Annotated in this window: 16 protein-coding genes and 2 tRNA genes; 11 read left to right on the top strand and 7 right to left on the bottom strand. The window is 34.1% G+C overall.

All coding sequences use genetic code 11. The features are described from left to right. Positions 1 to 352 precede the first annotated feature (352 nt). Entirely contained in the window at positions 353 to 2,938 is a 2,586-nt protein-coding gene (locus tag BJB63x_RS00485; RefSeq protein WP_078719493.1) for a DNA translocase FtsK, read from the bottom strand. Between the two features lie 297 nt (positions 2,939 to 3,235). Here BJB63x_RS00485 and BJB63x_RS00480 point away from each other — a divergent pair, with 297 nt between their 5' ends. The 3 genes from BJB63x_RS00480 to rpoH all read left to right on the top strand — a co-directional run bounded on the left by BJB63x_RS00480 (position 3,236) and on the right by rpoH (position 6,788). Beyond that, complete coding sequence (locus tag BJB63x_RS00480) at positions 3,236 to 4,666, top strand: aldehyde dehydrogenase family protein (RefSeq protein WP_078718544.1); 1,431 nt, start codon at positions 3,236 to 3,238, stop codon at positions 4,664 to 4,666. Between the two features lie 37 nt (positions 4,667 to 4,703). Further along, positions 4,704 to 5,705: an RluA family pseudouridine synthase gene (locus BJB63x_RS00475; protein WP_194284789.1), complete on the top strand. Its 1,002-nt coding sequence runs from the start codon at positions 4,704 to 4,706 to the stop codon at positions 5,703 to 5,705. 156 nt (positions 5,706 to 5,861) lie between these two features. Next, the gene (gene rpoH, locus BJB63x_RS00470; RefSeq protein WP_078718542.1) at positions 5,862 to 6,788 is read left to right on the top strand and encodes an RNA polymerase sigma factor RpoH; all 927 of its coding nucleotides are present in this window, start codon (positions 5,862 to 5,864) and stop codon (positions 6,786 to 6,788) included. Between the two features lie 49 nt (positions 6,789 to 6,837). On the opposite strand, the gene BJB63x_RS00465 is transcribed toward rpoH, so the two are convergent. Together BJB63x_RS00465 and BJB63x_RS00460 are read right to left on the bottom strand one after the other, a co-directional pair. Beyond that, a complete protein-coding gene (locus BJB63x_RS00465; protein ID WP_078718541.1) occupies positions 6,838 to 8,337 on the bottom strand; it encodes a hypothetical protein in 1,500 nt (499 codons plus the stop codon). 221 nt (positions 8,338 to 8,558) lie between these two features. Further along, entirely contained in the window at positions 8,559 to 9,848 is a 1,290-nt protein-coding gene (locus tag BJB63x_RS00460; RefSeq protein ID WP_078719492.1) for an adenylosuccinate synthase, read from the bottom strand. A gap of 747 nt (positions 9,849 to 10,595) precedes the next feature. Here BJB63x_RS00460 and BJB63x_RS00455 point away from each other — a divergent pair. Then, positions 10,596 to 10,668 (top strand) — tRNA-Phe (locus BJB63x_RS00455). 825 nt (positions 10,669 to 11,493) lie between these two features. Here the strand turns inward: BJB63x_RS00455 and BJB63x_RS00450 are convergent. Continuing rightward, positions 11,494 to 11,566 (bottom strand) — tRNA-Thr (locus BJB63x_RS00450). A 463-nt stretch (positions 11,567 to 12,029) separates the two neighbouring features. On the opposite strand from BJB63x_RS00450, the gene BJB63x_RS00445 reads away from it, so the two are divergent. The 5 genes from BJB63x_RS00445 to BJB63x_RS00420 all read left to right on the top strand — a co-directional run bounded on the left by BJB63x_RS00445 (position 12,030) and on the right by BJB63x_RS00420 (position 16,348). Next, complete coding sequence (locus BJB63x_RS00445; RefSeq protein ID WP_078718540.1) at positions 12,030 to 12,233, top strand: SlyX family protein; 204 nt, start codon at positions 12,030 to 12,032, stop codon at positions 12,231 to 12,233. 784 nt (positions 12,234 to 13,017) lie between these two features. Further along, positions 13,018 to 14,451, top strand: coding sequence for an amino acid permease (locus tag BJB63x_RS00435; protein ID WP_078718538.1), 1,434 nt, complete (start codon positions 13,018 to 13,020; stop codon positions 14,449 to 14,451). Positions 14,452 to 14,488: 37 nt separating this feature from the next. Then, positions 14,489 to 15,166, top strand: a complete 678-nt coding sequence (locus BJB63x_RS00430) for an energy-coupling factor ABC transporter ATP-binding protein (RefSeq protein WP_078718537.1) — start codon at positions 14,489 to 14,491, stop codon at positions 15,164 to 15,166. Beyond that, positions 15,163 to 15,786, top strand: coding sequence for an energy-coupling factor transporter transmembrane component T family protein (locus tag BJB63x_RS00425; RefSeq protein WP_078718536.1), 624 nt, complete (start codon positions 15,163 to 15,165; stop codon positions 15,784 to 15,786). The genes BJB63x_RS00430 and BJB63x_RS00425 overlap by 4 nt, the downstream gene beginning before the upstream one ends. Positions 15,787 to 15,790: 4 nt before the next feature. Further along, positions 15,791 to 16,348, top strand: coding sequence for a biotin transporter BioY (locus BJB63x_RS00420; protein WP_078718535.1), 558 nt, complete (start codon positions 15,791 to 15,793; stop codon positions 16,346 to 16,348). 546 nt (positions 16,349 to 16,894) lie between these two features. On the opposite strand, the gene lldD is transcribed toward BJB63x_RS00420, so the two are convergent. Together lldD and BJB63x_RS00410 are read right to left on the bottom strand one after the other, a co-directional pair. Continuing rightward, positions 16,895 to 18,046: an FMN-dependent L-lactate dehydrogenase LldD gene (lldD, locus tag BJB63x_RS00415; protein WP_078718534.1), complete on the bottom strand. Its 1,152-nt coding sequence runs from the start codon at positions 18,044 to 18,046 to the stop codon at positions 16,895 to 16,897. Positions 18,047 to 18,160: 114 nt separating this feature from the next. Continuing rightward, a complete protein-coding gene (locus BJB63x_RS00410) occupies positions 18,161 to 19,249 on the bottom strand; it encodes a 2'-deoxycytidine 5'-triphosphate deaminase (protein ID WP_078718533.1) in 1,089 nt (362 codons plus the stop codon). A gap of 323 nt (positions 19,250 to 19,572) precedes the next feature. Between BJB63x_RS00410 and mutL the strand changes: the two genes are divergently transcribed. Continuing rightward, positions 19,573 to 21,411 (top strand): DNA mismatch repair endonuclease MutL, encoded by a 1,839-nt coding sequence (gene mutL / locus BJB63x_RS00405; RefSeq protein ID WP_078718532.1) that lies wholly within the window; start codon positions 19,573 to 19,575, stop codon positions 21,409 to 21,411. Between the two features lie 120 nt (positions 21,412 to 21,531). Beyond that, positions 21,532 to 21,771: a DUF2093 domain-containing protein gene (locus BJB63x_RS00400; RefSeq protein ID WP_078718531.1), complete on the top strand. Its 240-nt coding sequence runs from the start codon at positions 21,532 to 21,534 to the stop codon at positions 21,769 to 21,771. 36 nt (positions 21,772 to 21,807) lie between these two features. On the opposite strand, the gene lpxK is transcribed toward BJB63x_RS00400, so the two are convergent. Then, positions 21,808 to 22,830, bottom strand: coding sequence for a tetraacyldisaccharide 4'-kinase (lpxK, locus tag BJB63x_RS00395; protein ID WP_078718530.1), 1,023 nt, complete (start codon positions 22,828 to 22,830; stop codon positions 21,808 to 21,810).

The raw sequence follows: 22,830 nt of genomic DNA, 5'->3' as shown, positions 1-22,830 counted from the left end.
TTTGGCTACCAATTTCTTCTAATATTTCTGACATGATAGTATAGAGTCCCACCAGTTACAATAATTATGTTGTTGCTATGTTTGCTATCTATTTGCTTGTAAAGCTGTATCTTTTGTACACTTTGTTTTATTGTCTATTCCTAATCGTTATATATCATTACAATTTTGTAAGTACTTTATAAAAATAGATAGACAATAACTTATTTAACTGAAATCTTAAAATAGCCTTTCTGTTCTGTTATTTTTTATTATTATTATAAAAAAAATAAACGCAGAATCATTTCCACACTTATAAAAAATGAATATTTAGATCCTAATACAGATGTGATAATTATGAGATTTCATATCCTTTTTAAGTGAACTTACTAAGCAAAATTTCACGTTTTCCTACATGATTGGCTGCCCCAACAATACCTTCCTCTTCCATTCGTTCTACAAGAGAAGCAGCTTTATTATAGCCAATAGCAAGACGACGCTGAATATAAGATGTTGAGCACTTTTTATCACGCAATACAATTTTAACCGCTTGTATATAAAGCTCTTCACCATCTTCACTAGAATTTCCTGCTGCAACAATTTCAGAAACAGAATCAACAACTTCGGCATCATTATCATCCTCTTCACCATCCGTTACTGTCGCTAAATAATCAGGTTTTCCTTGCCCTTTAAGGTGAGCAACAACTGACTCCACTTCTTTATCAGAAACAAAAGGTCCATGCACACGCACAATACGGCCACCTCCAGCCATATGAAGCATATCTCCCTGACCTAAAAGTGTTTCAGCGCCTTGTTCACCTAAGATTGTACGACTATCAATTTTCGATGTAACTTGAAAAGAAATGCGAGTAGGAAAATTTGCCTTAATTGTACCTGTAATCACGTCAACAGAAGGACGCTGGGTTGCCATAATAAGGTGAATACCAGCAGCGCGAGCCATTTGTGCTAAACGTTGAATAGCGCCTTCAATCTCTTTACCAGCCACCATCATAAGATCAGCCATTTCATCAACAATAATTACAATATAAGGTAGCTGTATCAAATCCAGCCCTTCTTCATGATAAAGTATTTCTCCACTTTCTTTATCAAAACCCGATTGTACAGTACACATAATTGTTTCGCCTTTTTCTACAGCAAGTGCAATCCGTGCATTAAAACCATCAATATTACGTACACCCAATTTAGCCATTTTTCGGTAACGCTCTTCCATTTCACGAACTGCCCATTTTAAAACTGTTACAGCTTTTTTTGGATCAGTTACAACAGGTGTTAGAAGATGTGGAATACCATCATAAATAGAAAGTTCCAGCATTTTGGGATCGACCATAATCAAACGGCACTGCTCTGGTGAAAGTCGATAAAGAATCGACAAAATCATTGTATTAATAGCAACTGACTTTCCTGAGCCTGTCGTTCCAGCAACTAACAAATGAGGCATTTTTGCTAATTCTGCTGTCACAGGCTCACCATTAATCCCTTTCCCTAAAGCGAGAGCTAATTTAAATTCGCTATCAGCAAAAGTACTTGATTGAATTAATTCACGTAAATAAACAGTCTCACGAACTGCATTTGGCAACTCAATTCCAATAACATTACGTCCAGGAATTACAGCAACACGTGCAGAAATAGCAGACATAGAACGAGCAATATCATCAGAAAGACCAATAACTCGTGATGACTTAACTCCAGCAGCTGGTTCAAATTCATACATTGTTACCACTGGCCCTGGACGAACATGAATAATTTCACCCTTAATGCCAAAATCCTCTAAAACGCTTTCCAAAAGTCCTGCACTACGCTCCAATGTTTCTTGCGAAACAATTGTACCATCTTGAAAAACAGGCTCCTGTAATAAATCAATTGGAGGAAACTCATAAGAATCGTAGTTCACAGAATGAAAACTTGGTACAAAAGTTGAATCACGGCCACGAAATGGTATATTTTTAGCTTGCTGTTCACTTTTTTCTCTTCTCATTCGAGAAACATCAACTGCATTCTCTTTTACTGTCATGCAATCAGTAACATGAAGAAGATCATTATGCGCTACAACACCGATCATATTGTTTGTTTCATGAATAGATTCTTCGATAACAGGCAAATCTTGGCTCTTTGCAACTCCTTTATTGTCTCCGTCTTTCAAAGAAGATTGGACATGACACATTTCAATCTCTTCGACAACTTCGTTTTCTATACAGCTTCCATCAAAAGCTTTCTCAGAATTTTTCATATCGCCTGTTGAAGCTTTTGATACATCCATATTACAAAACTGAGGAAAACGGCATTCAAATACACGGTAAAAATCAGTAATTGATTTATTAACAACAGAATCGGTCTCCAATAAATCTTCATTACGAATAGAATTAACCGACACCTCTTCTTTTGAAGTCTTATGCTTCAATTGTTCTAATATAAAAGGATTGCATTCAAAAAATGCATCATCAGACAAATAATTAGAAAGATACAACGTATGATCTGTTTTTGGTGTTACGCCTTCTACTTCTACCAAAGATGAATGATGCACTTTTTTTTCTTCAATTGGTGTAACCATAGTCTGTTGCACAAATTGCTTGAAAGCAGCTGAAGAATAAAGTGATGCTTTCTTTTCAGATAACTGAATATTCATTTCATTCTCTGTCAATTGAGGCTCTATTACTGCTCTGTCCAATTTTGTCATATTTGTAAATCTTTGCTGCTTTTGCTTGGCAAAAATTTTAAATTGTTTTGCAAAAATCGGATCTGTCTCTATGCGACGACGCAAAATCTCTACTTCTGGTGTTCGAGTAAAACGTACGTTTTGTCCAAGAGCAAATGCTTTTTTCCACACCGTAGGATAAGAAAGTATTTCAACAACACTAGTGGATGAATTTTTTTTTGATACATCTTTTGCACTTTTATCAGCAGAAAAAGACATAGAAATAGATTTTTTTTTCAAATGACGCATGATACCCAACAAATTATAAAAAAATGAGAATAACTATTTTTACAATGAGAATACGTAAATTTTATATTACGAAGGTTAATAACCTTTTGCCAATCGTCAATTTTTAAAGAAAAATTGATAATAAAAGAAATTAAACGCTCTATTAGAAGAAAAAATTGATTAAAATAATACAGTTCATTGCTATGATAATGTCGTGTTAAGCTTTCGTTTTAAACCTGTTCGCATTTCAATAAGAAACCTTGTTACAAAAGCCAACTGTATATTAGAGTTTAAAGACAAAAAAATGGTAAGTAGATTATGTTAAATAAGAGACAATTTTATATCAACGGTCTATGGGAAAATCCAAGCAAAAGCGATGATCTTCACGTTATTAACCCATCAACAGAGGAAATCTGTGCTGTTATTAGTATTGGAAATATCAAAGATGTAGATAAAGCAATTACTGCTGCCAAAAATGCTTTTCAAAACTGGAAAACAACTACACCAGAACAACGTCTTGCTTTTGTTGAAAAAATTTTAGAAATCTACGAAAAACGTTCCGAAAATATCGCCAAAACTATTTCAATGGAAATGGGTGCACCTATTGATATGGCGCGTAATTCTCAAACTGCAGCTGGTAGCTATCATATTCGCAATTTTATCAAAGCTTTCAAAGATTTTTCTTTTCAAAAAATTTTAATAAAAGATTGCAGCCATGCAATCTTGCAATATGATTCTATTGGCGTAGTCGGATTGATTACACCATGGAATTGGCCCATGAATCAAATAACTCTAAAAGTCATTCCTGCGTTATTGGCTGGCTGTACTATGATCTTAAAACCTTCTGAACTTGCTCCTCTTTCTGCAATGCTCTTTGCTGAAATTTTAGATGAAGCTGCTTTACCTGCTGGTGTTTTTAATTTAATCAACGGTGATGGAACCAATGTAGGCTCCTATTTATCTTCACATCCAGATTTAGAAATGATTAGTTTCACTGGCTCAACGAGAGCAGGAAAAGCGATTTCTAAAAATGCTAGTGATACCTTAAAACGGGTCTGTTTAGAACTAGGAGGAAAGGGGGCTAATCTTATTTTTGCTGATGCTGATGCTGATGCTATTCAACGTGGGGTAAACAATTGTTTTCATAACAGTGGACAAAGCTGCAATGCACCAGCACGTATGCTTGTAGAACATACAATCTATAACAAAGCTATAACAATAGCAAAACATATTACTGAAAAAACAATGGTAGGTCCAAATTACCAATCAGGAAATCACATTGGTCCCGTAGTATCAAAACAACAATACGATAGAATTCAGGCTCTTATCCAATCTGGAATCGATGAAGGAGCAACTCTTGTCGCTGGTGGTACAGGTCTCCCTATAGGCATGAAACGAGGTTATTATATACAACCAACAGTTTTTGCTGATGTTAAACCACATATGCGTATTTTCCGAGAAGAAATATTTGGTCCAGTCCTCTCAATTACTTCCTTTAATACAGAAGAAGAAGCTATAGCCTTAGCTAATAATACAGAATATGGTCTCACAAATTATATACAATCACAAGACCGAAGCAAATGTCAACGTATTGCTGCACAACTTCGTTCTGGTATGGTAGAAGTTAATGGACACGATTTACCTGATGGTAGTTATTTTGGAGGTGTAAAACAATCTGGACGTGCTCGTGAAGGTGGAAAATGGGGAATTGAAGAGTTTTTAGATACCAAAGCGATTTCATATTGGTAAAAAATCTAATCAAAAACCTCAAAAAGAGGATCGTTTAGTGGTACAATACATAACAAATGAAAATGCATGTGGACAACGAATTGATCAATGGCTTGCTAAACAATATAAAAATGAATTATCACGTTCGCGTCTGCAAACTCTAATCCGTGAAGGTTATTTAAAAATTGATGGTCAATTAATAAAGGAACCGAAAACAAAATTAAAACCTAATCAAATAATTGAATTGACAATACCTGCTCCTAATGACTCACGTCCTCAAGGCGAAGCTATAACTCTTGATATTTTCTTTGAAGATAATCATATTATTGTTATTAATAAACCAGCTGGTCTTGTTGTTCATCCTGGCAATGGTAATTGGACAGGCACCTTAGTAAACGCTCTTATTTATCATTGTAGTGATAGTTTATCTGGCATCGGGGGTATTAAACGTCCTGGTATTGTTCATCGTCTCGATAAAGACACAAGCGGTGTTATGGTTATCGCTAAAAATGATATTGCTCATAGAAACCTTAATGCCCAATTTGCTGATCATGGACGAACCAGCGCATTAGACCGACGTTATCATGCTATAATTTGGGGCTCTCCTAATTGCAATATTGCGACAATTGATACGTTTCTTGCCCGTTCTTCTCATGATCGAACAAAGCGCTCTGTTGTTGATAGTGAACATGCTAATGCTCGCCATGCTGTTACGCATTTTTCTTTATTAGAGAAATACCGAACTTGTAATAAGACAACACCTTTTGCTAGTCTTCTGGAATGTCGTTTAGAAACTGGACGCACACATCAAATTCGCGTACATATGGCCCATATTGGGCACCCTCTGATAGGTGATAAAGTTTATGGAAATGCTTTTAAAACAAAATCAAATGCTCTTGACCCTGTAATTAAAAATACAATTGATCAATTCAATCGGCAAGCGCTCCATGCAACTAGCCTTACCTTTGAGCATCCAGCTAACGGCGAAATTATGTCTTTTTCCTCGCCATTTCCCAAAGATCTTGCTGATCTCATCAATCACTTTAAAAAATTTAATTGAAACCTTTGATCATTATAAGATTTCATAATAAAATATCTAATTTCGAATAAAATTATGAATTTTAGTGGTGTAAATAAAATAAGAAGCGTATTATATATATAATGTTTGTAAATAAAATTCGCCTTTAAGGGAATTCATGCAAAAGGAGGGTGCTATATGGCCCATGTAAACTTACCATCATTTATCGCAAATGATAGCGGTCTTAGTCGCTATCTAGAAGAAATTCGTCGTTTTTCAGTACTTGAGCCACAAGAAGAATATATGTTAGCTAAGCGTTATCATGAACATAACGATCCAAAGGCAGCTCATAAATTGGTAACCAGTCATTTACGTCTTGTAGCGAAAATTGCAATGGGATATCGAGGTTATGGTTTACCTATTGGAGAAGTTATTTCAGAAGGAAACATTGGACTTATGCAAGCTGTGAAGCGTTTCGAACCAGAACGCGGATTTCGTCTTGCAACTTATGCAATGTGGTGGATTAAAGCATCAATTCAAGAATATGTTTTACGGTCATGGAGTTTAGTAAAAATAGGAACAACTGCTAATCAAAAACGCCTTTTTTTCAACCTTCGTAAATTAAAAAACAAACTGCAGATGTTTGATAGCGGTGATCTTAACGCAGAGCAAGTTAAAGAAATTGCAACACGATTAAAAGTTACAGAAGATGAAGTGGTATCAATGAACCGTCGGCTGAACGGTGATGCTTCTCTTAATACTCCTCTTCTTACAAAGAAAGGTGAGAATTATGAATGGCAAGACTGGTTGGTTGATGATTCAAATAGCCAAGAACAAATTTTAATTGAACAAGACGAATTAGAGAATCGTCATTCTATGTTAATACAAGCTATGGATAATCTGAATGAACGCGAAAAACGTATCTTTAAAGCGCGTCGTTTAAGAGATGAACCGCTGACGTTAGAAGAACTCTCGAATGAATTTAATATTAGTCGAGAACGTGTCAGACAGATTGAAATGCGTGCATTTGAAAAAATACAAAATTCCATTAAAATCTCTGCTTTATTACAAAAGAAAATGCAAGATCAGGTTTGTTTGCAAAAATCTGAAAAAACGGAAGCTTAGTGCACAGCGCGTGTATTCATACTGCGAAAATAGACCCATTAAAGTGAGTTTATAAAGAACTTGCTCTTATAGGGGTGTTACGTTTTATTTCCTCTATATTAGGACTTTTGGTTTTAAAACTAGAGGAGTGTGGTTTATCTTTTTGCGTAAGCCATTGTCCAATAACTTTATTAAAAATGGCTTCACCTGCTGGTCCTTTTGCAAAAGTTAATTCGTGCACACGTCCATTTTTGTCACTCATCACTAAACGAATCCAACCTAGGTCACGTATCAATTGCAGATTTCGATCAAGAAACGGATGATTGCCAATCAATGTAAAAAGGAAAAAATCATTATCAACCTTAGCAGTTACAGTTCCAATTAGAGTTTGATTGATCGATTTTTCATTTGCTTTAAAGGTCAATGATTTAATATTATTGATTGTTTTACCTGAAAACTTATCAGAAGTAATAAAAATAAGATCTATAATATAAGCAGCATTCAGAGATTCATCAGTATTACGACGTAAAGTTAACCGTAATGATAATCCCTCATTCGGAATTGTAATATCGCCTCTTATAGCTAATTCTCCTAAAGCTCCTTCAACAGAATCGTCCTCTATAAGTGACCATGACGCATTACCCTTTGTTACTTTTTCGGCATCGTTTTCAGTACGCATTTGATATAGTGAAGCTTCACCTACCTGTCCAAACGACCTTAAATTAGTCGCAACAACTGTTGATGTCCCTTCCTTACTCGGAAAGTCGGTTTTTTCAGCTGGACCAACATCAATCTCACTACCATCTTCTAATAAGCGTTGTGTTAATTTTCGATTCGTTTGAGATGCTTTTTGTAGCGTATTAGATATTTGAATATTTTTCTCCTGTAAATTTTGATCGCTTGATATAAATATACGTCCACTAACAAAAAAAGTACCACTAAACAAAATAACAAGACCCAAAAAAACAATAATACCTATCAAAATACGCTTTTGTAACGATGACCGGTTAGCACGCCGTAAAGCTTGCGAAAAGATATGTGAAACAATATGAGAATTATCTGCTTGCAAAGTAGAAGCCAAAAAAGTACTCTTAAACATGCTTTTTTCAGTATTCTGAGCTTTTTCACAGGTACTAAGAAGATTTATATTAACAAATTCCGCATCTGACATATCTGATATTACAGATGCCTTATCAGAAATCTTATTGTCAACTGAATTAGTAATAGATAATTGTTGTTGTTTTTCTGTAACTAAAATCGAACCATCATTTTCTAATGATGAAGGAGAATTTTGTGCATTTTTTTCATCATTGTTTTTTTCTTTATAATTCCACCCCATAATTGAAGAAAATAGCTCTTTTTCAACAGCTAAATATTCCTCTTCAACAGTCGTAATAGCATTTTGCAAAGCACATCTTTGCACCTTTATTGCTTCTTTTGGCAATTTCATATTTACAATTTTATGCTCTAATGTTTCAATAGCCTTTTTATAAACTCGTTCGCGTAATTTTGGCGTAACATTTTTTTGCGCATTAATTGTATTTTTTAAAATACCAACGAAATCTACCATATTCTATATAGTCTTTCTTAAACTCAAAAGGAAAATTTTTCAGTTTACAAAACTAAAGTGCTACTAATTCATTACTTTAGCCCTCAACTAACTCAATTAATATCAATACAAACCCCATAGGAATTTAAGATGAGTACAAAAATAAACAATGCTTATTTGTACCTTCCTGTTATATAATCTTAGATGCTTATTTTGGCTATAACTAAGGCATAAGATAAAAATTAATCTACAAAAGGATCAGTAATGACGATCGTGTCTTTTCGCTCAGGGCTAGTTGATAATAAAACAACTGGCACACCGATTAATTCTTCAATATAGTGTACATATTTGATAGCTTGTGCTGGCAATTCTGCCCAGTTTGATACATGCGCTGTTGTTTCTTTCCAACCCTCTAATGTCCTATAAATCGGTTGAACGCGTGCTTGTGCTCCCATAGACGATGGCAAATAATCTATTCTTTTACCGTCAAGTTCATAACCAATACAAACTTTAATTTTGTCTAAACCATCAAAAACATCAAGCTTTGTCAGCGCAATACCACTAACACCACCAATAATCACCATCTGACGCACTAAAACAGCATCAAACCAACCACATCGACGTTTTCGACCAGTCACAACACCAAACTCATTTCCACGCGCTCCAAGAAATTCACCGATTTGGCTTATTTCTTCTGTTGGAAATGGCCCTTTTCCTACACGGGTCGTATAAGCCTTTGCAATACCCAACACATAATGAATTGAACCTAACCCCAAACCAGAACCAGTAAAAGCCTGCCCAGAAACTGTGTTAGAAGAGGTTACATAAGGATAAGTTCCAAAATCATTATCCAGTAATGCACCCTGTGCACCCTCAAATAAAATACGCCGTCCCATACGATAACTTTCATCCAAAAGACGCCACGTACAATCCATAAAGGGCAAAATTTCATCTGCCACTTGCATCAATTCATCATAAAGTGTTTGTGGATCAATTTCTGCAGTACCCATACCACGACGCAAAGCGTTGTGATGTCCTACAAGTCTTTCAATCTTTGGCATTAAAGTTTCCGCTTCTGCCAAATCCATTACCCGTATAGAACGACGACCTACTTTATCCTCGTAAGCAGGACCAATACCACGCTTTGTTGTGCCAATTATCAAACCTGAAACACTATTATCCCGAGCTAAATCAAGATCACGATGCACCGAAAGAATTAAAGGAGCATTTTCAGCAATACGTAAAATTTCCGGTGTAACTTTTATACCCTGAGCACGTAATTTTTTTAATTCCGAAACAAAATGATGGGGATCAACAACTACACCATTACCAATAATTGATAACTTTCCACGAACTATGCCAGATGGCAAAAGTGATAATTTATAACTAATTCCATCAATAACCAATGTGTGACCTGCGTTGTGCCCACCTTGATATCTTACTACAATATCTGCCCGCTCAGACAACCAATCCACGATCTTGCCCTTGCCTTCATCTCCCCATTGTGTGCCGACAACTACTACATTGGCCATAAATTTCTCCGTTGTGTTTGGTGAAATAACACCTGCGTTCAAAAACAAACGGTTTCTTATAGCGAAATTTTATAGCAAGTGTGACTCTTCATTTCAACTTTTTGCTTATTTTCATATGAACCAAAATTTTTTAATCGCTAAAATAGACTGAATGTCAATATTACAAAACACTCATCTCTTTATTCAAACACACCAAAATTTTCTGAAAAAGAAAGAATTTCAATATTCACAAACAGCAACAACAAAGATCATAATCGTTGATCGTTGCACAATATAAAGTACTATTACATATTTGAATAACTTTTTTTTCTAAAGATAAGGTCCAATCACTATCATCAAAAAACCTTTTCTAATAAAAAAACACTTAAATTAAAGGCGATACAACTTCGCTAAGATTCTAGAATTCCAGTTTTAAACTGCGTAATACTATTGTAATCTTTTGCAAATCATTATAAAAAAAAGAGATATTAAAATACTTTTTCTTTAAAAGATTTCCAAAAATTCCTCATTGCGCCAATAGTGGATTTTCTTCTAGTTTACACCGTGTGTTCTGAATTTATTATACTGGTGATCACTTTAATATTTGAGTATTTTTCCTCTACACGAAAAAATGAAATATAGAATTGTCTATTTTGGGATAGACTAGAGAATAAATCTATAAAAAATCGATTATTTTTATTTTGGCGACTAGACAGAAAGAATTTTAATGTTATAACCTCGTGAATTCTATGCATTTATTTAGGGCGTGCCCAGATAGCTCAGTTGGTAGAGCAGCGGACTGAAAATCCGCGTGTCCGTGGTTCGAATCCGCGTCTGGGCACCGTTTTCTGTTTTTAGTGCATTGAAATACAGGTTTTTTTCTTTTTTTGAGACTAGCTTTCAGACCAAAAAAGTGCAGAACCATCATAAGAGTAAAACAAGCTTTCCTCTATAAGAAAATGAATATATCCATCCAAGATATCTCATACCACCCAGTCAACAAAAATAATATGAAATGAAATAAAGAACTGCAGAATGGTTTAAGAGAACTAATACAAAAAGGAATTTCAAAACCAAAATTATATCTACATTACTATTTTATAAAATCTCATTCTTTAAAATAGCAATGTAAGTCGTGCTTTAGTATTAAAAATCTCTTTCTCTAATTCATGATGTCAGAGCCGCATAATAAGAACACGACAAACTGTTCTTATAGATCAAAGATGCTGCGCGCTGAAAGGATTGCTTTAACTAGAACCGCTTTTTGTGTCACTTTGTGATATAACTTATTGTCCCCATAGTTTTCGGTTCAAGCTTACGGAATTTATAGCAGAAGTAGCTTAATTGAAAAACCAGAATTATACAATTTTTTTCAATTTGGGCGAAGAGATCCAAAGTAACTATCTCCCTTCCCTTTGAAAGTACCAAGTGCTTTTTTCTTCCATAAGAATTTGATTTTACTGATCTTTTTAAGACAAAAGATAGTATAATAAAAGAAAGGAAATAAGATCTTACATTGTCCTTTAATAATATACCATTAATCGAAATAGATATAAGTATATTAAACTAATACTTTCATAAACAGCTCCCTTCCTATAAAAATAAAAAGAAATAGCAGTTTCAAAGAAAAAATCTATATATTTCAATTTTTTAAAACAAAAAACGGTGCCGTATGCCGGATTCGAACCAGCGACCCCATCATTACGAATGATGTACTCTACCAACTGAGTTAATACGGCATAGCTTGTACGTTATTAAAACTAAAGGCCACTTTGAGTGTGTAATAACTAAAAGTATGTATAAAAGCAAGCAGGTAATTTTTTCAATAATTCATAAAATGTAAGGGTTACAAAATAGAAAAATAGATCCTTATAAAGAGAAGTATTAAAGTTATATTTTTTTGGTTTTTTGTTATTTTAAAGCGTAAATTAAACATTCCTTCAACCTATAATCATATCGAATTTCAGAAGTAAGATTGAAAGTAAAATTTTTGTAAAACAAAATACTATTAAATGCTTTATTTAGAGGTAAATGTTAGTAATTTTGAGAAGAATGAAAAAATTATTTGACAAGTTATTTGTTGAATGGAAAAAATAAGAGTGTTTAGTTTTACGCTATCAAAGTGATACTGATATGATAATCATTTAATAAAAGTGTGTTTCTTATTTCTGTGCCTATAGAAAGAAAACGGAGTTAGAAGACATGTTACATGAAAATAGAATAATAGAATTAGAGATGAAACTAGCTCATCAAGAAAAACTTATTGAAGAACTTTCTTGTGTGGTGACTGATCAATGGAAAAGTTTAGATGAAATGTCTAAAAAGTTAAATGCTTTAACGAAACGATTGCTAGAATTAGAAGAGAGGAGTCTTTCTGAAATTCCTGTTGAGCATCCTCCTCACTGATATTAAGTATAATTAAGTTACAATTCTTATTCTTATGCAAATAAAGAAAGTGTTTTTTTATATTTCATTAATATGCAGTTTGTTTAGTAGGTAAGTGAATATTATTGTTTTTGTTGTTATATTTCTTGTAATTGTTCTTTAATGAAGTATAGAGAATATTTTTCATTTCTGCTTGTTGACGCGATTAATTTCTGTCATCTTAAAGGGCAAATGTTTGAGATATTATTTTATACGTAAGCATAATAAATCTTAGAAAAAGTTCTTTAATATTGAATATATTCTCCTTATTGATACGAAATTTTATGAAAAGGTTTTCGTGGTTTGTAACTTAAGATATAGAATGTTATTGCTAAAATACAAAATATCAACCATGCTGGAAGGTTAATGAGAGCGGTGCAAGTTGAAGATAAAAGAGGTGACATAATACTACATATAAATTGATTGAGGCTATTAATATCTTTCTTAAAAACAACTGCTAATATTTCACTCAATGGATTTATAGTCCAATTTGATGCACTAATAGAATGCACGCCATCAATGACTAATGTCATACATATCAATGTAACAAAAATAAAAATTATTAATTTAATTAAAGGATAAAACATCTTGTTCCTATTATCTCAACAAAATATTTGATATAATGCATTTAAAAACAAAAAGTTGCATTATCATAAGAATAAAAATGAATTAATTTTCACGGTTATTTTTCTCTAAAACAAAAAATACATTTAAATAAAACAGAGTTGTTTTTTATATAAAAATTTGGGTTGAATACATAAGAATAATGGAAAATGTTGAACTACAACACAATGAATTAAAACGAAGACTTAAAAATCGTCATGTTCAAATGATTGCCTTAGGAGGTGTTATTGGAACAGGTCTTTTCTATGGATCAACAGAAGCTATTCAATTAGCTGGCCCTTCAACTATTTTAGCATATCTTATTGGAGGATTCATTATCTATCTTATTATGCGAATACTTGGTGAAATGTCAGCAGAAGAACCAACTTCAGGCGCTTTTAGTTTCTTTGCTTATAAGTATTGGGGATGTCTTGCTGGTTTTATAACAGGTTGGAATTACTGGTTTCTTTATATTCTTGTCGGTATGACCGAACTGACAGTTATTGGATTTTATCTCGATCACTGGATTTTGATTGACCATTGGAAATCATCTTTGTTGGTTCTCTTGTTTGTCACATTGATTAATCTTATTGATGTACGTTTTTACGGAGAATTTGAATTTGGTTTAGCTTTGATTAAAATTATTGCTGTTATTGGTATGATCGTATTTGGGATTTTTATCATTATAACAGGAATGAATGGAGGACAGGCTAGTATTAGTTATCTTTGGGATCATGGTGGTTTTTTCCCTTATGGCGCAATGGGGGTGGTATTTGCTACTTCTATACTCATGTTTTCTTTTGGTGGCACGGAGCTTATTAGTATTGCAGCTGGAGAAACATCAGATCCCCAAAAAACAATTCCAACAGCCATTCGTAAAGTTATGTGGCGTGTTATCATTTTTTATATCGGTTCTATAAGTGTAATTATGATGATAATCCCATGGAACATGATTAAAAAAAATGGGAGTCCTTTTGTAACTATTTTTGAAACTATAGGTATTCCTGCAGCTGGCCATATTTTGAATTTTGTGGTGATAATGGCCGCTATTTCAGTCTATAATAGTGGTATTTACTCTAATGGTCGTATACTTTATAGCTTAGCGATGCAAAAAAATGCGCCGCATATTTTTAGTAAACTTAATGCTACTTGTGTTCCTTATGTTGCTATTCTTTTTTCATCAATTTGTACTGCAACAATTATTGTTATTAATGTTCTTATACCGGATAATAGTTTTATGCGGATCATGGCTATTACAACCGTAACAGCAGCTATTACTTGGGCTATTATTGTTATTGTACATTTCAAGTTTCGAAAAGCGCATAAAGGTCAAGAAAAATCTCTCGTCTATGCCTTTGGTTTCTATCCTTATGCAAATTATCTTTGTCTTTTTTTTCTTGCGCTATTGTTTTGTATTATGTTTGTAAGTGGTTTGGGAACAAATGGATTAATTACCCAAATCTTTGAAATGATAGGAATAAAGGTAAACTTTATTGAATCCTATATTCCTAAACAAATGCCTGATATGAGTTTAGCAGTTATTATTATTCCTATATGGTGTTTACTTTTATTATTGGGGTATAAATTTAAACGATAGTGCTGAAATCATATAAAAGAGTTGATTGGAATAAACCTTGGGGATAAAATTTGATAAGGTGACTCAAATTTTTGATGAGTTGTACGTTTTGAAAGGTATTACCGTCAATCTCACTGAAAAACGGATTGCAATTATTGGTGCAAATGGTTCTGGAAAAAGTACATTTGTTCGTCTTATTAATGGTTTACAGCTCCCATCCAGTGGCTCTGTGAATGTTGATGGGTTGGATACAAAACACGATGCAAAAGCAATAAGACGTAAAGTGGGATTTGTTTTTCAAAATCCCGATAATCAAATTGTATTACCATTGGTGGAAGAGGATTTATCCTTTGGTCTTAAAAACTTAAAATTGAGTAAGGACGAAATCAAAAAACGAGTAGATGAAGTTTTACATTATTATGATCTTGAGATCTTTAGAAATCATCCCGTTCATTTATTAAGTAGTGGACAAAAACAATTGGTTGCCATTTCAAGTGTGGTGGCAATGAAACCAAAATATATTGTTTTTGATGAACCAACAACATTACTTGATTTACAAAATAAACGTCGCGTTACACAAGTCATTAAAGAATTACCACAAACAACTATAGTTATATCACATGATTTGGAATTTCTCAAAGAATTTGATAGAGTACTTGTTTTTGATAAGGGAGAAATAGCTGTTGATGATGTGCCTTTAGTTGCAATTAAAGAATATATAAGAAGAATGTCGTGATCAGTTCATATATACCTCGGGATACATTTATTCACCGGCTTAGACCCGGGATTAAGTTATTATTTCTGATTCTGTTTGGAACTATTATCTTTATGGTTTCATCAATATCTATTTTTTTACTTTTTTTATTATTCATATCCTCATTATATAGAATAGCTAAAATTCCCTTTAACAAAATAATAAAACAGTTTAAATCAATATGGTTGTTTTTAGTCTTTATATTTATTTTTCAATCTATTTTTGATAATTGGCTTACAGGTTTTTCGATTATATTGCGCTTTATTATTCTCATTTCTCTAGCATCACTTATTTCATTGACAACAAAAGTTTCAGATATGGTGGCTTCAATTGAAGTAGGATTTCGATTATTTCAATGCTTAGGTATCAATCCATCAAAATTAAGTATAGCTCTATCTATGACAATTAGATTTATTCCAGTTATTAGAGAAAAATTCAATGCGATATGTGAAGCACAGCGAGCACGTGGACTTGATATAAACATTATAGCTATTGCAATACCCTTAATTATCCGAACAATAAGAATAGCATCAGAAGCAGCTGACGCATTAGATGCACGCTCTTATGATTCTGATAACAAAACACTATATTTACAGGAATAATTCAGTGAAGACAAAAGATTTAACTTATATTGCTTTATTTGCTGCCCTTTATGCAACTTTAGGTTTTTTCCCTCCTATTTTTCTTCCTTTTTTTCTTGGTCTTCCTATTACCGCTCAGTCTATGGGGCCAATGCTAGCAGGATCTATACTTGGAGCAAAAAGAGGCGCTGCAGCATCAGCACTCTTTCTTTTTCTGGTAGCTATCGGTTTGCCTCTTTTGGCTGGTGGACGTGGAGGTATTGGTGTTTTTTTAGGAGCTGGTGGTGGCTATATGATTAGTTACCCATTTGCAGCATTCTTTATTGGTCTTATGGTTAAATTGTTTTGGCAACGACTAAATTTTATAAAATTGGTTATAATAAACAGTGTAGGTGGAATTGGAATCGTATATCTTTTTGGAATATTCTGGATCGTTTATCTTTCGAAGATTTCTTTATTTACAGCTTTAACAATGTCATTAGGGTTTATGATTGGTGATTTTTTAAAAGTTCTGATTGCGTCATTTATTGCACTTACAGTTAAAAAATCCGTTCCACTCATTATTTCCTCAAAAAAGCAATAACCATCCATACCAACTAACATGGTCCTTCTCTGAGGACTGCAATGATTAAATATTTTCAAAACAAATAGAAATGAAGATGTTATTTATGCTTAAAACATTGACGATTTATTTAAGCAGTTTGATATCTAATTATTAGAATTTAATAAATCCGTACTTAAAATTAAATTACAGACCAAATTTTGAATTAGAGTCACAATATTCCAGAATTAATTTTTTATAATGAAAAAGTTATCTACATGCCACATCGAAACACGACTAGCCTTATAGGGTTTTAGACTTTGATTTCAGAGCCAATTGTATAATCTTCTAAACAAAACATAAAACGCTAAACTTAATTATTTTTATTGAATAGATTTAATCTGTAGAAAAAATTACTATCTCTTTGTAAAAAGAAAATGAAATAATATATTTAAAACATATTATGAAATTTTTTAAAAATTATTGATAATATCAGAAAGAAATCAAACAAATATTACATTGTACTATTCTCGCATTTAATCAAAATAACTTTGCGAAGCCTATAGCGCTAAACTTTTATTATCTTAATCATCCTTGTAAACTCTCTGGACTGACTAAGTTCTCACGTGTAATTTCTTTAACTGTATGAACACCAGTTAATGTCATAGCTACACGCATTTCTTGAGCAAAAAGTTCAAGGAGATAGGTAACACCTTGCTCACCTGCTGCAGCAAGGGCATAAACAAAAGCACGACCGATCATAACAGCATCTGCACCTTGTGCTATCATACGAACAACATCAAGACCAGAACGAATACCAGAATCAACTAAAATGGTTAAATCACCTTTTACAACATCCGCAATTTTCGGCAATGCTCGTGCAGTTGACAACACACCATCAAGCTGACGTCCACCGTGATTGGACACAACAATACCATCAGCTCCAAATCGTATTGCCTCAAGTGCATCCTCTGGATCGAGAATACCTTTTAAAATCATTTTTCCTTTCCAAAAGTCTCTAATCCATTGCAAATCACCCCAGCTAATTGATGGATCAAAGTTTGCACCAAGCCAACCAATATAATCTTTTAGTGTCGTTTTTTTCTTAAGATAGGCAGAAACATTTCCAAGATCATGTGGACGCCCCATAATACCAACATTCCAAGCCCAATGTGGACGAAAAATAGTTTGTACAATACGGCGAAATCCAGCATAAGGTCCAGACATTCCTGAATGAGCATCACGATAACGTGCTCCAGGAACCGGCATATCAACTGTAAAAACCAATGTACGAACACCAGCGGCCCACGATCTTTCCAATGCATCACGCATAAACCCACGATCCTTGAGAACATAGAGTTGGAACCAAAACTCTTTTCCAACCGCTGCTTGTACTTCTGAAATAGGACAAACTGAAACTGAGGATAAAGTAAAAGGAATACATTTCGCAACAGCTGCACGTGCAGCTTTTACTTCACCACGACGTGCATACATACCAGTTAACCCAACAGGTGCAAGCACAATTGGCATACCAAGTTTCTGACCCAAAATCTCAGTTGAAAGATCAACATCACCAACCTGCTTTAAAATCCGTTGACGTAATGCAAGTTCTTGAAGATCTGTACAATTACGCCGCATTGTTTCTTCAGCATAAGCACCACCATCAATATAATTAAACAAGAAAGAAGGTAAGCGGCATTTTGCTGCTTTGCGATAATCAAATGTTGAAGAAATAATCATAGTAACACCCTATGTAATACCATTACTCCAGATAAAATATAAAAAGCTTTTTAAAAAGATAAATCTCTTGTATATATTTTATCAAAATTTATTAAAATCTATATTGTGATAAACTCATTTAAAATGCTTAGATAATTTTAATCCTTGTTCTTGATAATGTGAACCAATATCACCCCCATAAAGTTTCATTGGCCGATTAAGCATATGTTCATAAACCAAGCGGCCGATAATTTGGCCATGCTCTAAGATAAATGGAACTTCGTGGTTCCGCACTTCTAAGACTGCACGTGCTCCTTTTCTACTTATTTCCATATTCCCAAATCCTGGATCAAAAAAACCTGCATAATGCACTCTAAATTCTCCAACTAAGGGATCAAATGGTTTCATTTCAGCAGCATAAAAGGGAGGAACATGAATAGCTTCTCTTGAAGCTAAAATATAAAATTCATGGGGATCAAGAACAATTTCTCTTGTTCCATGATCGTAAATAGGTTCCCAAAAATCTAAAATATGAGCAATAGCGCTTTTATCAATATCAATAACACCGGTATGACGTTTACCACGATACCCCATAAGTCCGTTTTCATTACCTTCTAAATTAATGGAAATTCCAATACCATCATCATTAATATTAGGAGTATCATCAGATACAAGCATTTCATTTTTATGCAAATCGTACAATTCAACTTCTTTTAAATAACTATGTCCCTTACGAAATCGAAGTTGTGATAAACGCGACCCTGTACGAACCAAAATCGGAAATGTTCGTGGACTAATTTCAAGATAAAGTGGCCCATGATAACCTATACAAATTTTATCAAATTCCTGAGCATAATCTGAAATCACACGGGTAAAAACATCCAATCGTCCCGTAGAACTTTTTGGATTAGCAACCGCAGAAAGAACTTTCGGTAAAGCTAAATTTTCCAAAAGAGGAACGATATAAACACAACCCGTTTCTAAAACCGCTCCATCTTGCAAATCAAATTCGTGCAGCTTTAATCGTTCAAGTTTATCAATAACTTTCGCATCAAGCCCTGGCATAAAAGAAGCCCGTATACGATATGCCTTATCCCCCAAACGTAAATCAAGACTTGCAGGTTGTATTTGATCCTTATCAAGCGAGTAAATAGCATTAACAGTACCATTGTTAACTAAAGCTCGTATATCACTATCTGCAAGAATACCATTCATACGCATCATATTGCCTTCCGTCTTTTTATCTCTTTTTACTGGTATTATTGATCGAGGCAAGCCTTTTCAAAGATAACAAAATGATTCTATTCTTAATTTAATAATTTGGTTCACAATCACAATTAATGACTTTAAACTATAAAACGGCATTCGGCAAAGCATTCACTAATAGGAGGAACTCTGGATATCCATCATCGATAACTTTTTACTAAAAGCTTATATACCTCACTCCTAGAATATATTTTCAGCTTTTTCCTTGCGTAAAAGTTGATAAATATTATTATTAGTTCAAAGTTCTATACAGTAAAAAGGAAGCTTGTTAAAATTTAAATATGATTATACGTCATCTTAGCGAAACTATTATTAATCAAATTGCAGCGGGTGAAGTTATTGAACGACCTGCTAATGTTGTTAAAGAGCTTGTTGAAAATGCTATTGATGCAGGAGCAAGTCGTATCGAGATTGTCATAGCAAATGGCGGAAAAAGCCTGATAAGAGTGAGTGACAATGGCTGCGGTATTCCAGAAGATCAGTTAACTTTAGCAATTTCTCGTCATTGTACATCTAAAATTACTGATGATGTACATAATATTTGTTTCCTTGGTTTCCGTGGAGAAGCATTGCCCTCTATTGCTTCTGTTTCAAAACTTAAACTAATCTCACGAACACAAAATTCCGATAGCGCAGCTGAAATTATTGTTAATGCGGGGAAAATTGAAGGACCAAAACCCTCTGCTGCTAATCCTGGAACTATTGTTGAAGTTCGTGATCTCTTTTTTATTACACCAGCACGACTGAAGTTTATGAAATCTGATCGTGCCGAAACAAATTCTATCACTGATACAATTAAACGAATTGCAATCGCCTTTCCAAATATCCGTTTTTCTCTTGCAGGTATAGATCGGGTACCCATGGAATTCCCTGCTATGGAACAAAATACCAAAGGACAATTACAACGTATTACCCAAATTATGGGAAAAGAATTTGCTCCAAACAGTCTTACCCTTGATGCTAAACGTGAATCTGTTCATCTAACTGGTTTTGTCGGTTTGCCATCTTTTAATCGCAGTAACAGCCTTCATCAATTTGCTTATGTTAATGGGCGCCCAGTGCGTGATAAATTTTTATGGGGAGCAATCCGAGGAGCATATGCTGATGTTATCGCTCGAGATCGTCATGCTGTAGCCATTCTTTTTATTAATTTACCGCCCACTGATGTAGACGTCAATGTGCATCCGACAAAAATGGACGTACGATTTCGTGATCCAAATCTAATTCGTGGTTTAATCATTGGAGCAATCCATGAAGCATTGCATCAAATTGGTATTCGTCCTACTTCAACAGGATCTGAAGCAATGTTAGCCGCATTTCGAACACAACCTCTAAAAACTTTAAAAATGCATCAACCTTTTTCTCATGGTGCACAACCACGTTATCTTGAACCAGAGCTCACATCAATATTTCATAGACCATTAGATATAAATAGTTCTATTGATTTACAAGAAGATACGATTCCTATTATGGAGCCTCTTAGCACTCCAAGTGGTGATACACGGGCCACAATCAACATATCAACATCAGAAGAATTACATTATCCATTAGGAGCTGCAAGAGCCCAAATCCATAAAAACTATATTGTCGCTCAAACTCAAGATAGTCTTATCATTGTGGATCAGCATGCTGCTCACGAGAGACTAGTTTATGAAGCACTTAAAAATGCTCTGTATTGTAAACCACTTCCTTCACAGTTATTACTCATTCCTGAAATTGTAGAACTCTCTGAAGAAGATGCAACGTGCCTTTTATCTCACAAAGATGCTTTGAAAAAATTTGGATTAGGAATTGAATCCTTTGGAATTGATGCAATTGCTGTATACGAAACACCTTCTATGTTAGGAAAAATTAATGTAAAAGCTTTAATCAAAGATCTTGCCGATGAAGCAGCTGAATATGATACAGTAGATAATTTAAAAGGAATGCTTGATCATGTTGCGGCAACTATGGCCTGTCATAGTTCAATACGTTCAGGACGTGTTTTGCATCCTGAAGAAATGAATGCGCTTTTACGACAAATAGAAGCAACACCTAATTCAGGCACATGTAATCACGGACGCCCTACTTATATTGAACTTAAACTCACTGACATAGAACGCCTTTTTGGTAGAAAATAAAAATTCATGAACTCTTCTAGCTAAAAATTACTTGCTTCATTTAAGTTCAACTCTATAAAATATCTCTAACATTTTATATGCATTATTTTTTCATAAGTACATAAAAAGGGCCCATAAAATATGTTCTTTCATAACGAATGCGAAGCAAAAATTCATTATTTTAATAACAGTTATAAAATTCTTAAATACGGAACTTATACTGTTTGTGCAGTTAGTGGACAAAAAATCCCTATTGACGATCTAAAATACTGGAATCATCAGCGTCAAGAAGCATATGCTAGTTGTGAATTATCTTATCAGCGCGAACTTGAGTGTAATCGACACCTTAGTCAATTACTAAAAAACCATAAAAGCCTATAAGAAATCTTGAAATAGCATTCATGTGCCTTAAATTTATCAGCTAAAGGCGATATTTCGTTTCTTAAAACGAGCAATAGCTTCCTCAAGGAGTATACGGCAAAAATCCCTTTGAACAAAATCAGCTTTGACATCAAAGACAATAAGTTTTTCTATGCTTTTATGTAAATCACTATCCTGTATACGTATATAATCCTTAGCAGTCGTACTCAGCCACAGATTATGGGTTTTGGCCTTCCGTGCTAAATTCTTTAGATCCGTAGCTGTAAAAAAATAGTGATCGGGATAAGAATAAGTTTGCACAACATGACCAGACATTTCCTTAATGGATTTGAAAAATTTATCTGGATTACCAATACCTGCAAATGCCAAAAAAGATTTTCCAGCAACTTCATCATCAACTAGCGATTTAAGACGCGCATAATACAAAGGTTTTCCAGTACTTGCAACAAAAAGAGCCACATCATCACTCTCATCCAAACAGCCAATAACTAAAACACTATCCATCAAAGATAATTGTGTTTTTAACGGTGCACGCAAAGGGCCCGCTGGAAAAACAGCTTTATTACCAAAACCACGCATCGCATCCACAACAAGCAACGCATAATCCATATAAAGACGACGACTTTGAAAACCATCATCCATTAAAATAAAATTACATCCCTTTTCTTTAAGCCGTTGTGCTGCTGCATAACGATCAGGGGATACGGCAACAAAAGCATGACGTGCAAGCAAAAGCGACTCATCACCAACATCACGAGCATTATCACGTTTAATATCAACGAGGTGCACTCTTTTGACACTTCCACCATAACCACGTGATACAATACCAGGTATTAAACCAAGTTCCTTGGCCACTTGAGCGAATGCAATAACAACAGGAGTTTTACCTGTCCCCCCTAATGTAAAATTTCCAACACACAAAACTGGCAAATCAATAGCAAGAGGCTCTCTTTCCATACGACATCGTGCAAAATAACCATAAACCTCAGAAATTGGTGCCAATAAAAAACGCCAAAAACTTTTACTTTTCCACCAAAAACGCGGAGAACAAATATGCAT

Origin of the sequence: Bartonella sp. JB63, assembly GCF_002022665.1 — a bacterium.
Classification (GTDB): Bacteria; Pseudomonadota; Alphaproteobacteria; order Rhizobiales; family Rhizobiaceae; genus Bartonella.
The sequence above is the reverse complement of the archived record's forward strand: the minus strand, read 5'-3'. Positions and strand labels throughout refer to the sequence as shown.

Bases quoted from the DNA above. Each gene is read 5' to 3' on its own strand.
- BJB63x_RS00485 (WP_078719493.1), bottom strand. From the start codon at position 2,938: ATGCGTCATTTGAAAAAAAAATCTATTTCTATGTCTTTTTCTGCTGAT.
- BJB63x_RS00480 (WP_078718544.1), top strand. From the start codon at position 3,236: ATGTTAAATAAGAGACAATTTTATATCAACGGTCTATGGGAAAATCCA.
- rpoH (WP_078718542.1), top strand. From the start codon at position 5,862: ATGGCCCATGTAAACTTACCATCATTTATCGCAAATGATAGCGGTCTT.
- BJB63x_RS00465 (WP_078718541.1), bottom strand. From the start codon at position 8,337: ATGGTAGATTTCGTTGGTATTTTAAAAAATACAATTAATGCGCAAAAA.
- BJB63x_RS00460 (WP_078719492.1), bottom strand. From the start codon at position 9,848: ATGGCCAATGTAGTAGTTGTCGGCACACAATGGGGAGATGAAGGCAAG.
- BJB63x_RS00445 (WP_078718540.1), top strand. From the start codon at position 12,030: ATGTTACATGAAAATAGAATAATAGAATTAGAGATGAAACTAGCTCAT.
- BJB63x_RS00435 (WP_078718538.1), top strand. From the start codon at position 13,018: ATGGAAAATGTTGAACTACAACACAATGAATTAAAACGAAGACTTAAA.
- lldD (WP_078718534.1), bottom strand. From the start codon at position 18,046: ATGATTATTTCTTCAACATTTGATTATCGCAAAGCAGCAAAATGCCGC.
- BJB63x_RS00410 (WP_078718533.1), bottom strand. From the start codon at position 19,249: ATGATGCGTATGAATGGTATTCTTGCAGATAGTGATATACGAGCTTTA.
- mutL (WP_078718532.1), top strand. From the start codon at position 19,573: ATGATTATACGTCATCTTAGCGAAACTATTATTAATCAAATTGCAGCG.
- BJB63x_RS00400 (WP_078718531.1), top strand. From the start codon at position 21,532: ATGTTCTTTCATAACGAATGCGAAGCAAAAATTCATTATTTTAATAAC.
- lpxK (WP_078718530.1), bottom strand. From the start codon at position 22,830: ATGCATATTTGTTCTCCGCGTTTTTGGTGGAAAAGTAAAAGTTTTTGG.